The organism is Streptomyces sp. NBC_00012 (assembly GCF_045040875.1).
Taxonomy (GTDB): domain Bacteria; phylum Actinomycetota; class Actinomycetes; order Streptomycetales; family Streptomycetaceae; genus Streptomyces.
In genome coordinates, this window is the sequence record NZ_CP108309.1 from 7,727,783 (window position 1) to 7,740,616 (window position 12,834).

Genomic DNA, 12,834 nt, shown 5'->3' on the forward strand with positions numbered 1-12,834 from the left:
CCATGATTCCCATGTGATATTCACGCTGTGATTACCACATGGACGGGCGTGAAATCACGCGCCGATCCCACCTCGTACCGGACGGAATTCCGTTCGACGAAGGGACGAGTTTCATGCAAATGAACAGTGGGTCAGGTGGTACTGGAGTGTTCGGAAGGCGCTTGATGCTCGGCGGAACGGTCGGGATGGCCCTGGCCGCGGCCGGCCTGTCGGCGGGCAGGGCTTGGGGTGACGCACACTTCCGCGAGAACCCGTTCACCCTGGGAGTGGCATCCGGCGACCCGTGGCCGGACGGGGTCGTGCTGTGGACCCGACTCGCCCCCCAGCCCCTCGCGCCCGACGGAAGCGGCGGCATGCCGCCGTACGCCTTCGACGTGCAGTGGGAGGTCGCCCGCGACGACCGCTTCCGGTCCGTCGTGCGCCGGGGACGGACCCGTGCGGTGCCCGAACTCGCCCACTCCGTCCACGTCGAGGTCTCCGGACTCCAGCCGGGCCGGCACTACTACTACCGCTTCCGCGCCGGCGGCACGCTCAGCCCCGTAGGCCGCACCCGCACCGCGCCCCCGCCGTACAGCCGGCCCAAGGAGCTCGACTTCGCCTTCGTCTCCTGCCAGGCGTGGTTCGAAGGCTTCTACACCGCCTACCGGCACCTCGCCGAGGAGGACGTCGACCTGGTCCTGCACCTCGGCGACTACATCTACGAGAACGCCATCGATGCCATGGGCGGCGTACGCAACGTCCCCGTCGCCGCCGAACTGCGGCCCGAGCCGATGAATCTCGTCCAGTACCGCAACCGCCACGCCCTCCACCGCTTCGACCCCGACCTGATCGCCGCCCACCAGGCCCACCCGTTCGCCCTGGTCTGGGACGACCACGAGGTCGAGGACAACTGGGCGCGCGACAAGTCCAAGGCCGACACCGAACCCGACCAGGACCCGGCGGTCTTCCGGGAGCGCGCGGCGGCAGCCTTCCAGGCTTACTACGAACACCTCCCGCTGCGGCTGCCGAACAAGCCGAACGGCTTCGAGGCACGGATGTACCGCAGTCTGCGCTACGGGCGCATGGCCACCTTCCACATCCTCGACACCCGGCTCTTCCGCGACGACCAGCCCTGTGGCGACGGCACCAGGAGCGGCTGCGACGAACGCCTGACGCCGGGCCGCACCATCCTCGGCCCCGAGCAGGAACAGTGGCTGTACCGCGGCCTCGGACGTTCCGACACGACATGGAACATGATCTCCCAACAGATCCCCGTGACCCAGGTCGACACCGACCCCGGCCCCGGCCAGTCATTCGTGATGGACTTCTGGGACGGCTACGTGGACGCCCGCCAACGGCTGTTCAAGGAGCTCACCGACCGCAGTGTGAGCAACCCGGTGGTCCTCACCGGCGACATGCACCGCCACCTCGCCGCCGATCTCAAGCAGAACTTCGACGACCCGGGGTCGCCTACGCTCGGTGTCGAGTTCGTCGGCTCGTCCATCTCCACCACCAAGGACGGGATGGACCTGGACCCCTCCGGTGCCAAGCTGCTCGCCGCCAACGAGCACATCAAGTTCACCAACTTCCAGCGCGGCTACGTACGCTGCGAGCTGACCCGGGACAGCTGCCGCGCCGATTTCCGGGTCCTGCCCTACGTGACCACCCCCGGCGCGCCCGTCTCGACCCGAACCTCCTACGTGACCGAGGCCGGCCACCCGGGGCTCCAGCAGGCCTGAGGCAACGCGGCCGCCCCCTGCCACGAGAGCGACAGGGGGCGATCCGTGTCCGGGCGGGCGCCACCGCCGCCCGAGGAGGTGGTACCGGGGTCAGGCGCTCCCGCCGTTCAACGGCGGGTAGGCGTTGCGTACCAGCTCCTGGAACTGCGCCGAGAACCAGTGGCCCGCGAGCGGGGCGCCCGGCAGGGCCCCGGACGGGTTGTAGCCGTTGCGGCCGTTCCTGGTGTACGTCGGGTCGCACATCCGGTCGAATCCCTTGCCCTCGTCGTTGTCGACGGGCTGGCTGTTGCCGTCCGACTCGCCCGGCGCCTTCGCCCAGACATAGGCGTCGATCCCCGGCTCGCGGGCGGCGGCCGTCCGTTCGCCGATGCCCGCGCCGCTCTGGTTGCACCAGTTGCCGGCGTGGATGCGCCGGTCCACCCGGCCGCCGTCGACATAGGCGTCCACGCCGGTCTGCGGCCCCGCGGCGGTGGGCCGGGCGGAGCCGCCCCAGCCGTTGCGCCGTGTCGATCAGCATGCCGATGTCCGGGGCGAAGCCCTGGCTCACCAGCTCGGTGCGCAGCGCCTGGGCGAACGACAGCTCATCGACGTAGTAGTTCCAGTCCACCCACTTGGACTGGCGCACCGTGGTCCCGTTCACCGTGTCGGTGACCTTGAAGTAGGGCTCCTTCAGGGCCGAGTAGTTGGCCGTGTTGACGATGAAACCGTGCACGTCGGAGACCGTCGATTCCTCCGTGGTCGCGGCTGTCAGTGCCGCGCCTAGGGCGAGGGCGGAGAGCGCTGCGAGCCTTCGGCGTGTTCCGCGCGAAGTGGTGCCTGTCCTTCTCATCGCGGCTCCAAGTTTTCTCGGGTGCCCGGGGGTGGTCGGCCCACGGGCCTCGGGATGTGTCGTACCGGGGCAGCGGCTCGGGGCGCACTGCCCCACGCCGGGCCCCGCCGGTCAGGGGGTGACCATCGGTGTGGCGTGGTGGGGGGAGAGAGGTGCCGGGCGATGAGCGGGGTGCGCACGGTGCGGAACGGGCCCCGCAGATGGCGGAACCCGGCGTTCAGGAACGCTCCCGCGGTCGGACCCACGAGCGTCGCTGTGTGCGACTCTTGACTGTGGGAGCGCTCCCAAGGTGATGCGGTGACACGCACCTGTTAACAGTTGAATCAGAACCGCTCCCGAGCGGAGGAGATGCGGGGTCGATCGGGGCGGATGGGCGACGGGCACGTGTAGGTGAGGGGTAATCCGTACCGAAGGGGAGAAGAGTGTTCCGTCCGCGGCGCGTCACACCGCCCGCAGAATGGCCGACGCCCCCTCCATCGATGGATGAAGGGGGCGTGGGATGCGTCCTGGTTCCCGGCCGGCAGGGCGCGGACAGGGGCGCGGGTCAGGATTCGCGCGTCGCCGCCATCGCCAGGGTGATCAGACCGAGCACCACCCAACCGAACCAGAGCCAGCCGCTGCTCCCCAGGGCCACCGTGTAGGCGGTGACCACGACCAGGGCCGTCAGCGTGAGCACTCCCATGGCCTTCGTGGATCCGGACATGCCCGCACCCTCCTCATCGGCCGTGCGGCCGTGGATGCCATCGTCACCCCTGAGGCATGCCCACCGCTACTGCCCGCGCGCCTGCAATGAGGCGAGATAGGCGTTGTACGCCTGCAGCTCCTGGTCGCCGTCCCGGTCGGCACGACGGTCCGAGCGCTTCGCCGTCCGCTGCTCGGAGCGGTACCACTGGAAGACCAGTGCGATCAGCACCAGCACCGAGGGGATCTCGCTGAAGGCCCAGGCGATACCACCCGCCCAGCCCTGGTCGCTGAGCGCGTCGATGCCCAGCGAGGCCGGCGGATGCTGGTACGTCCCCACCATCGGCGTCGTCGCCATCATCAGTGCGATACCGAAGAACGCGTGGAACGGCATCCCGGCGAACAGCTCAAGCATCCGCATCACGTAGCCGGGCCGGTGCGGCCCCGGGTCGACGCCCATGATCGGCCAGAAGAACACCAGGCCGACCGCGAGGAAGTGCACCATCATCGCGATGTGACCGGTCTTCGAGCCCATCAGGAAGTCGAAGAGCGGCGTGAAGTACAGCCCGTACAGGCTGGCGATGAAGATCGGGATCGTGAAGGCGGGATGCGTGATGATCCGCATGTACCGGCTGTGCAGCAGCTTGAGCAGCAGCTCGCGCGGGCCCATGCGGCCACGGCCCGCGACCGGCAGCGCACGCAGCGCCAACGTCACCGGGGCGCCCAGCAGCAGCAGGATCGGCGACAGCATGCTGATCACCATGTGCTGCACCATGTGCACGCTGAACATGACCATGCCGTAGTCGTTGAGCTTGGTGCACATCACCAGGGCGATGCTCAGCACGCCGACGACGAAGAACACGATCCGGCCGACCGGCCAGTCGTCCCCGCGTCTGCGCAGCCGCAGCACGGCGTACAGGTACAGGCCGATGCCCAGGACACAGCCGATGAGGAAGAAGGGGTCCGCGGAGAATTGGAGCCCACGTCCCAGCGTGAACGGCGGCAGGTCCATGTTCATGCCGTGCCCGCTGTGATCCATCTGTTCACTCCTGCTGGGGGCGTCCCCGTTTCGTGCCGGTTGTCCCGACCAGAGTAGAACTGCCCCCGGCCGCAGCTGCGGCCGGGGGCAGTTCATGGGACAGGGTGTCGCTCAGAGCACGCACTCCGCCTCGGCGTACCGCTCGGCCGGGACGGTCTTCAGCGTCTCCACGGCCTCGCCCAGCGGCACCATCACGATGTCCGTGCCGCGCAGAGCCGTCATCATGCCGAATTCGCCGCGGTGCGCCGCCTCCACCGCGTGCCAGCCGAAGCGGGTGGCGAGCACCCGGTCGTACGCGGTCGGCGTGCCGCCGCGCTGCACATGGCCGAGGATCACCGGGCGGGCCTCCTTGCCCAGGCGCCGCTCCAGCTCGCCGGAGAGCTGCGTGGCCATGCCGGCGAACCGCTCGTGCCCGTAGATGTCCTTGGTGCCCTGCTCGATCTCCATGGACGTGCCCTCGCGGGGCTTGGCGCCCTCGGCGACGACGACGATCGCGAACTTCTTGCCGGCCGAGAAACGGCTGCCGACCACTTCGGTCAGCTCGTCGATGTCGAAGGGGCGCTCCGGCACGACGATGGCGTGCGCACCGGCCGCCATGCCCGAGTGCAGGGCGATCCAGCCGGTGTGGCGGCCCATGACCTCGACGATCAGCACCCGCTGGTGCGATTCGGCGGTCGTCTTGAGCCGGTCGAGCGCCTCGGTCGCGACACCGACGGCGGTGTCGAAGCCGAAGGTCACGTCGGTCGAGGCGATGTCGTTGTCGATGGTCTTCGGTACGCCGACGATCGGCAGCCCGGCCTCGGAGAGCAGGTTGGCCGCCTTCAGCGTGCCCTCGCCGCCGATCGGGATGATCGCGTCGAGACCGAGATCGGAGACATGGCCCCTGGCCTGCTCCACACCACCGCGCAGATGGGCGGGCTGGACCCGGGAGGAGCCGAGGATCGTGCCGCCCCGGGCGAGGATGCCGCCGACCGCGTCGAGGTCGAGCTTGCGGTAGTCGGCCTCCAGGAGGCCCTTCCACCCGTCGTGGAAGCCGATGACCTCGTCGCCGTGGTCGACCACCGCGCGATGAACGACGGAACGGATGACGGCGTTGAGGCCGGGGCAGTCGCCGCCGGAGGTGAGCACACCAATTCGCATTGCCCGGGAAACCTTTGCAACGTGGGCCGACGACCGGACCACGTCGTCCGGTTGGATCCCCGCCACCCTACCGGCGCAGGGTGGCGGGACCGAACCGGGCGTCCGCCTGCTGGACTCCGCTCAGACGAGCGAAAGCAAGAGCATCCGGCAACCGGGGGGTGGGACGCTCAGCGCCTCATCAGGCGGGCTGTGTCGCCGACGCGATGCGCTCCGCGCGCAGCGCCTCGTACCAGCGGTCGTCCGTCGGCGGCAGGGCGTTCACATCGAGGGCCAGCTTCAGCAGCAGGTCCGCGATCTGCGGGTTGCGCGCCATGACGGGGCCGTGCATGTACGTACCGAAGACCGTGTCGTTGTACGCGCCCTCGGTGCCGTCACCGGTGCCGTTGCCCCGGCCGAGCTGCACCCGGGCGAACGGCCGTGCCGTCGGGCCGAGATGGGTGACGCCCTGGTGGTTCTCGAACCCGGTCAGCGGCGGCAGGCCGAGGTGCGGGTCGATGTCGGCCAGCACGTCACCGACGCACCGGTCCCCCTCACCGCGGGTGGAGACCACGTCGAGCAGCCCGAGACCGGGCTCGCGTTCGCCGAGATCGTTGATGAACTCGTGGCCGAGGATCTGGTAGCCCGCGCAGACCGAGAAGATGATCGCGCCGTTCGACGCGGCCCGGCTGAGCCCGCCGTCGCGGCGCAGCCGCTCCGCGGCGAGCCGCTGCGGCCGGTCCTCACCGCCACCGATCAGATAGATGTCGCCGGACGTCGGGACCGGCTGGTCGCTGCGCACATCGACGCGCTGTACGTCGAGACCGCGCTGCCGGGCCCGGCGCTCCACCACCAGCGCGTTGCCCTGGTCGCCGTAGGTGCTGAGGAGGTCGGGGTAGACCCAGACCAGACGCAGACCGTTGTTGCTCATGCTTCGTCCTCTCCGGAGGTGGCCGGGGCCGGGGTCAGTTGCCGACACGACGGCGCAGATCCTGGAAGGCGGTGTAGTTGGCGATGACCTCGATACGGCCCGGCGGGGCCTGCTGCACGGCCTCGTCGAGGTTCTCGCAGACCCGGAAGTCGAGACCGGCCACTTCGAGACGGACCGCCAGGTCCAGCTTGCGGTCGCCGAGCACGAAGATCGGGTGACCGGCGAGCTGGGTGTAGTCCACGTCCCACAGCCAGGAGGTGTCCGTACCGTCCGCGCCGCGGGCGTTGACGGAGAGGATCACCGGCGTGGGCGGCGGGTCGATCAGGGAGAACGTCTCGAGCCAGCCCGCCGGGTTCTTCGCCAGCAGCAGCCGCAGCTCACGGCCGAGGAAGGAAACCACGTCGTAGCGGCCCGCGACGGCCTGCACCTGGTACATGCGCTCCAGCGCGACCTGCGGCGGCACACCGAAGACGGCGGCCACGGCGGCGGAGCTGGTGGCGTTGGCCTTGTTGGCTCGGCCGGGCAGCTGGAGGTGGATCGGCCACGCCGAACCGTGCGGGTCCAGGACGTAGTCGCCGTGCAGGACCCAGCTGGGAGCGGGCCTGCGGAATCCGCACTCGCCACAGAACCAGTCGTCTCCGGGGCGCTGCATCACACCACCGCAGGAGGGGCAGGACCAGGCGTCGTCCTTCCACGCCTGTCCCGCTGCGACCCACACCACATTGGGGGAGGAGGACGCCGCCCAGACGATCAGCGGGTCGTCGGCGTTCGCGACGATCACGGCCTTCGAACCGGACAGCCCCTCACGCCACTTCTCCGCCAGCATCCGGGTCTCCGCCGCGCGGTCCAGCTGGTCGCGGGAGAGGTTGAGCAGTGCGATCACCTTGGGTGTCGTGTCACGCGCGACCCCGGCGAGGTACTTCTCGTCCACCTCGATCACGCCGTACTGCGCGTCCGAGCCGCCGGCCAGCGCCGAGGTGATGCCCGCCGGCATGTTGGCGCCGAGCGCGTTCGACACCACCGGGCCCGCGGCCCGCAGTGCCTCGGCGATCAGCCGAGTGGTCGTCGTCTTGCCGTTCGTCGCCGACACGAGGATCACGTCCAGGTGCTGCGCCAGCCGCCCCAGCAGGTCGGGGTCGAGCTTGAGCGCCACCCGGCCGCCGATCACCGATCCGCTGCCGCGCCCGGCGGCTCGTGACACCGCCGCCGCGGCCTTTCCCGCCGTCACGGCCAGCTTGGCCCGCGGCGACAGCGGCTCCGTGTTGCCTGCCATCGTCCTAGATCCTCCTTGCATCGGTCCACGCCCAGCCTATCGATGTCCGGCGCGGCGGCCGCACCCTGGCACCGCCGGGAAGGTGGAGGTCGCGTGGAACGTACGATTGCGGCCATGCGAAACCGCCCGATCCCCGGCAGTTCCGGACTGATTCGTGCCATGAGCCTGATCGGTGATCCGGTGCTGCACGGGACCTGTGAACCCGTCACGGACTTCGGTCCCTCGCTCGCCCGGCTCGTCGAGGACATGTACGCCACCATGTACGCGGCCGAGGGCGTCGGCCTCGCGGCCAACCAGATCGGCGTCCCCCTGCGGGTGTTCGTCTACGACTGCCCGGACGACGACGACATCCGTCACCTCGGGCATCTCGTCAACCCCAGGCTCGTCGAGGCCGACGGCATCACCGTACGCGGCCCGGAGGGCTGCCTCTCGCTGCCCGGCATCGAAGCGGGCACCCCGCGGTTCGACCGTGCCGTCGTCGAGGGCTTCACCGCCGACGGCGAGCCGGTCCGGGTCACCGGCACCGGGTTCTTCGCGCGCTGCCTCCAGCACGAGTGCGACCATCTCGAAGGCAAGGTCTACACGGACCGGCTGACCGGGCTGCGCCGCAGGAGGGCGATGCGGGCGGCCCGCCGCGCGCCCTGGGCGCGCACCGGTCGGGCCGCGTCCGGGGCCTCAGAATCCGGGGCCGCCCGGCCGGTCGCCCGCGGCTGACAGCCGGCCCCACAGCAGATCGGCCAGGCTGCTCACCAACTGCTCGCGGGAGCAGGGGCGTTCGCCCAGCCACCAGTCGCCCGCCGCGTGCATCATGCCGACGATGCCGTGGCCCCAGATGCGCGCCATGGCCTCACTGTCCGGGCCGAGGTCGACCCGCTCGGCGATGACCAGGGCGAGTTCCTCGCCGAGTCTGCGCAGCAGCGGCGCCGAGTGCCGTCCGACATCGAAGCCCTGTTCCGTGGCGGGCGCCGCGTCGTCGGACGGGTGCATCAGGAAGCGGTAGACCTGCGGGCGGGCCTCGATCGCCGCGAGATAGGTGTCCAGCGTCGACTCGACGCGCCGACGGCGCTCGGCGGGGGCGTCGAGCGCGGCGCGCAGGGCGATCAGCAGGGCGTCGGTGTGGCGCTTGGCGAGGGCGCGGTAGAGGCCGCCCTTGTCACCGAAGTGCCGGTAGAGGATGGGCTTGGTGATCCCGGCCTCCGCCGCGATGGCGTTCATCGAGGCCCCGGGCCCGTCCCTGAGCACCACGCGGTCGGCGGCTTCGAGCAGCTCGCGGCGGCGGCTCTCGGCCGCTGTCCGCTGTCGCTCTGCCTGTCGTGTGCTCTCCATGTCGCCTCTCCCCGCCCCTGGCCGTGCAAATGCGTCCTGCCTGCGCAACGTAACACCCTGCCCGACGCGGTGCGGATCCGAACCGGGGCGGTTGACAGAGGCTACTTGTCGGTAACAGACTGTGGTTACCGCAAGTAACGAGTGGTTTTTCACAGTAGTACGTGGAGGGAACATGGCGGAGTTCACGCTCGAACTCAACGATGACCAGAAGCAGGTCCGTGACTGGCTTCACGGCTTCGCCGCGGATGTGATCCGTCCGGCGGCTTCCGAGTGGGACGAGCGTGAGGAAACGCCCTGGCCCGTCATTCAGGAGGCGGCCAAGGTAGGCATCTACTCCCTCGACTTCTACGCCCAGCAGTTCTTCGACCCCACGGGCCTCGGCATCCCGATGGCGATGGAGGAGCTCTTCTGGGGGGACGCGGGCATCGCCCTGTCCATCGTCGGTACGGGCCTGGCGGCCGTGGGCGTCCTCGCCAACGGCACCGAGGAGCAGATCGGCACCTGGATCCCGCAGATGTACGGCGACGCCGACGACGTCAAGGTCGCGGCCTTCTGCTCCTCCGAGCCGGACGCCGGTTCCGACGTCGCCTCGATGCGCACCCGCGCGGTGTACGACCAGGCCAAGGACGAGTGGGTGCTGAACGGCACCAAGACCTGGGCGACCAACGGCGGCATCGCCAACGTCCATGTCGTCGTCGCCGTGGTCGACCCTGAGCTGGGGTCCAAGGGTCACGCCTCGTTCATCGTGCCGCCGGACACCCCCGGTCTCTCCCAGGGCCAGAAGTTCAAGAAGCACGGCATCCGCGCCTCGCACACTGCCGAGGTCGTCCTGGAGGACGTCCGGGTCCCCGGCCACTGCCTGCTCGGCGGCAAGGAGAAGCTCGACCAGCGCCTGGCGCGGGCCCGTGAGCGTGCCGCCTCCGGCGGTGAGCGGGTGAAGAACGCGGCGATGGCCACCTTCGAGGCGTCCCGCCCCGCGGTCGGCGCCATGGCGGTCGGTACCGCCCGGGCCGCGTACGAGGTGGCGCTGGACTACGCGAAGACCCGCACCCAGTTCGGCCGGCCCATCATCGACAACCAGGGCGTCGCCTTCCAGCTCGCCGACATGCGTACGCAGATCGACGCGGCCCGGCTGCTGGTGTGGCGCGCCTCGTGGATGGCGACCACCGGCAAGCCGTTCACCTCGGCCGAGGGATCGATGTCCAAGCTGTACGCGAGCGAGACCGCGAAGAAGGTCACCGCCCAGGCCGTCCAGATCCTCGGCGGCAACGGCTTCACTCGTGAGTACCCGGTGGAGCGGATGCACCGGGACGCGGCGATCTACACGATCTTCGAGGGCACCAGCGAGATCCAGCGCCTGGTGATCGCCCGCACCCTCTCGGGCATGCCGATCCGCTAGCGGCGCGTTCCCGGTCGCCGGGCGGGCCGTTTGCCGGCCCTCCCGGCGACCGGGGACACGATCCGTCAGGCAGGCAGCTGGGCCTCGATGGCCGCGATGAGCTCGGGTGCCTGGGGCTCGGTGCCCGGGCGCAGGCGTGCGACCGGTTCGCCCGCCGGCGAGATGAGGAACTTCTCGAAGTTCCACTGGACGTCGCCGGCTTCGCCGTCCGCGTCCGCCAGCTGCGCCAGCTCGGCATAGAGCGGGTGGCGCCCCTCGCCGTTCACGTCGGTCTTCTCCAGCAGCGGGAAGCTGACCCCGTACGTCGTCGAGCAGAAGGTCTGGATCTCCTCCGGGCTCCCCGGCTCCTGGCCGGCGAACTGGTTGCACGGCACGCCGAGTACGGTGAAGCCGCGGTCCGCGTACTCGCTCTGGAGCCTTTCCAGCCCCTCGTACTGCGGGGTGAGCCCGCACTTGGACGCGACATTCACCAACAGGACGGCCCGGCCCCGGTAGTCGGCCAGGGACGTGGGCTCACCGGTCAGCGTGCGCAGGGGGATGTCGTGCAGCGTCATGAGGTCTCCTCGTGAGGTGTGGCTTCCACCGCCATTGTCACGCCCAAAACCGGTCCGCACGAAGCCGGTCCGTCGGCCGTCCGGAGCCCCGCACGTCACCGACCTGCGGGAGTCCGGCCGTTGCGGCGACCGCGGCATGACCCCGATGAGCGACCCTTGTGCGGATACGGGCCGAGGGTCGAACTCCCGTGCCCCGACAGGGAGAACGACGCACTGTCACCGGTCCGGCAGTGCCTGCTCGGGGCCGATCGCCTTGTAGTAGAGGGTCGTCGGCTTCAGGGCCCCGGCCGGGTCCTCGGCGTAGTCCGGGATCGAGCCGCACTCCGTCCAGCCCGCCGAACGGTAGAGCCGCTCGGCGGGACTTCCGCTCTCGGTGTCCAGGACCAGCAGCGTGACGCCCGCCGCGGCGGCCGCACCCTCGGCGGCATCGAGCAGCGACCGGCCCAGGCCCCGGCCGCGGGCCGACGGACGCACCATCAGTTTGGCCACTTCCGCGCGGTGGCGGGCGTTGGGCAGCCCGGCCCGGGACAGGGCGACGGTTCCCGCGACCCGTTCCGCGTCGCGGGCGATCCACACCTGCAGGAGGCCGGCCTCGACGGCCCCGGCCCGCTCCCGCCACCAGGCGGCGGCCACGTCGCGGTCCAGCGGCGCGAGGAAACCCACCGACGATCCGCCGTCCACGGTTTCCATCAGGAGCGCGGCCAACTCGTCCGCGTAGGTGACAAGTTCATGCCCGCATACGGTCACGATCTCGGTCATGTGTGAAGTCCTCTCAGGGCAGAACGATCACCAGGGCGTAGCGGACCCGCTCCGGCCCCGGGCAGTGGAAGTGCGAGGGGCCGCGCAGCCGGAACCGGAGGCAGTCGCCGCGGCGCACGGTGTGCACCGTGCCGTCGACGGTGATCTCGACCGTTCCCTCCAGCACCCAGACGTGCTGCTCCATGCCCGACACCGGTGCGTTCTCGTACGCGATGGCGGCCCCCGCGTCGAGGGTGCCCTCGACGACCTCCGCGCGCAGGCCGGTGTGCGGCGGTGACACCGAGCGGCGTACGAAGCCGGATGCCTCGTCCCGCCAGACCGGTTGCCGTGCGGCGGGAACGAGCTGCGGGGGTTCCGCCTCCACCTCCAGCAGCAACCGGGACATCGTCCGTCCGTAGACCGTGCACAACCTGCCGAGCAGGGTGGCGGTGGGGCTCAACTCGCCGCGTTCCATCCGGGACAGCGTGGAGCGGCTCACCCCGCTGCGTCGCGAGAGTTCGTCCAGCGACCAGCCGTGCTCGGTGCGCAGTTCACCCAGGCGCGCGGCGAGCCGGGCATCGACGGAGCCGGACTCCACCTCTTCCATTTCTCTCATCATGGAGATGATATCCCTGTACAGAGACGTCTCGTGCGATGGCGACAACCCCGGAAGTGCTTGTTCTGCCGGGCGGGTGCCGACGTGACACCCTTTGTGGGGGAGGTCCCGGCGGCCGCTCGGCCCGCCGGGTTGCTCTGCTACCCGAGGAGGCCGCAATGGCCAGTACAACCAGTGGGCCGTCGGTGGCGCCCACCCCTTCGACTTCGAACCATCCCTTCCGGATCGGCTGGACCGCCTTCGCGGCGGTGCTGATGATCTTCGGGGGAGCGATGGCGATCTTCGAAGGGATCGCCGCCATCGCCAAGAACAACGTGTTCATCGCCACCCGCGACTATGTCTTCCGGTTCAACCTCACCGGCTGGGGCTGGATCCACCTCGCGCTCGGCATCCTCATCGTCATCGCAGGATGCGCGCTGTTCTCCGGAGCCATGTGGGCACGCGTGACGGGCATCGTGCTCGCGGGCCTGAGCGCACTCGCCAACTTCCTGTGGCTGCCCCACTACCCGCTCTGGTCCATCGTGCTCATCGCCATCGACGTCTTCATCATCTGGGCGCTCTGCGCCGATCAGGGCGAGGAGAAGGGGAGCGTCTGAGATCACGGCGGAGGTCCG

13 protein-coding genes and 1 pseudogene are annotated in these 12,834 nt (G+C 69.9%); 4 read left to right on the forward strand and 10 right to left on the reverse strand.

The features are described from left to right. The first annotated feature begins 119 nt into the window (after positions 1-119). Positions 120-1,718 (forward strand): alkaline phosphatase D family protein, encoded by a 1,599-nt coding sequence (locus tag OHA19_RS35080; protein ID WP_405709849.1) that lies wholly within the window; start codon positions 120-122, stop codon positions 1,716-1,718. A gap of 90 nt (positions 1,719-1,808) precedes the next feature. Here OHA19_RS35080 and OHA19_RS35085 read toward each other — a convergent pair. From OHA19_RS35085 to OHA19_RS35110, 6 genes and pseudogenes are all read right to left on the reverse strand, one after another. Beyond that, a pseudogene (locus OHA19_RS35085) lies at positions 1,809-2,547 on the reverse strand (glycoside hydrolase family 6 protein). Positions 2,548-3,091: 544 nt separating this feature from the next. After that, a complete protein-coding gene (locus OHA19_RS35090) occupies positions 3,092-3,250 on the reverse strand; it encodes a hypothetical protein (RefSeq protein ID WP_405709846.1) in 159 nt (52 codons plus the stop codon). Between the two features lie 66 nt (positions 3,251-3,316). After that, positions 3,317-4,267 carry a cytochrome c oxidase assembly protein gene (locus tag OHA19_RS35095; RefSeq protein ID WP_405752824.1) on the reverse strand — a complete coding sequence of 317 codons (951 nt, stop codon included), beginning with the start codon at positions 4,265-4,267 and terminating at the stop codon, positions 3,317-3,319. Positions 4,268-4,378: 111 nt separating this feature from the next. Continuing rightward, positions 4,379-5,407 (reverse strand): 6-phosphofructokinase, encoded by a 1,029-nt coding sequence (locus OHA19_RS35100; RefSeq protein WP_405709840.1) that lies wholly within the window; start codon positions 5,405-5,407, stop codon positions 4,379-4,381. Between the two features lie 178 nt (positions 5,408-5,585). Further along, complete coding sequence (locus tag OHA19_RS35105) at positions 5,586-6,314, reverse strand: type 1 glutamine amidotransferase (RefSeq protein ID WP_405709838.1); 729 nt, start codon at positions 6,312-6,314, stop codon at positions 5,586-5,588. Between the two features lie 34 nt (positions 6,315-6,348). Continuing rightward, a complete protein-coding gene (locus tag OHA19_RS35110; RefSeq protein ID WP_189544649.1) occupies positions 6,349-7,587 on the reverse strand; it encodes a MurT ligase domain-containing protein in 1,239 nt (412 codons plus the stop codon). 114 nt (positions 7,588-7,701) lie between these two features. Here OHA19_RS35110 and def point away from each other — a divergent pair, with 114 nt between their 5' ends. Further along, complete coding sequence (gene def, locus OHA19_RS35115) at positions 7,702-8,301, forward strand: peptide deformylase (RefSeq protein WP_405709834.1); 600 nt, start codon at positions 7,702-7,704, stop codon at positions 8,299-8,301. Here the strand turns inward: def and OHA19_RS35120 are convergent. Then, entirely contained in the window at positions 8,263-8,913 is a 651-nt protein-coding gene (locus OHA19_RS35120; RefSeq protein ID WP_405709831.1) for a TetR family transcriptional regulator, read from the reverse strand. The genes def and OHA19_RS35120 overlap by 39 nt on opposite strands. A gap of 172 nt (positions 8,914-9,085) precedes the next feature. Here OHA19_RS35120 and OHA19_RS35125 point away from each other — a divergent pair, with 172 nt between their 5' ends. Next, entirely contained in the window at positions 9,086-10,312 is a 1,227-nt protein-coding gene (locus OHA19_RS35125) for an acyl-CoA dehydrogenase family protein (RefSeq protein WP_326764225.1), read from the forward strand. Positions 10,313-10,377: 65 nt separating this feature from the next. Here the strand turns inward: OHA19_RS35125 and OHA19_RS35130 are convergent, their stop codons facing one another. From OHA19_RS35130 to OHA19_RS35140, 3 genes are all read right to left on the reverse strand, one after another. Next, positions 10,378-10,866, reverse strand: coding sequence for a glutathione peroxidase (locus OHA19_RS35130; RefSeq protein ID WP_405709827.1), 489 nt, complete (start codon positions 10,864-10,866; stop codon positions 10,378-10,380). Between the two features lie 216 nt (positions 10,867-11,082). Further along, a complete protein-coding gene (locus tag OHA19_RS35135) occupies positions 11,083-11,625 on the reverse strand; it encodes a GNAT family N-acetyltransferase (protein ID WP_405752827.1) in 543 nt (180 codons plus the stop codon). Positions 11,626-11,638: 13 nt separating this feature from the next. Then, entirely contained in the window at positions 11,639-12,220 is a 582-nt protein-coding gene (locus tag OHA19_RS35140; RefSeq protein WP_405709822.1) for a helix-turn-helix domain-containing protein, read from the reverse strand. Between the two features lie 158 nt (positions 12,221-12,378). Here OHA19_RS35140 and OHA19_RS35145 point away from each other — a divergent pair, with 158 nt between their 5' ends. Further along, positions 12,379-12,816, forward strand: coding sequence for a hypothetical protein (locus tag OHA19_RS35145; protein WP_405709819.1), 438 nt, complete (start codon positions 12,379-12,381; stop codon positions 12,814-12,816). Positions 12,817-12,834 lie beyond the last annotated feature (18 nt).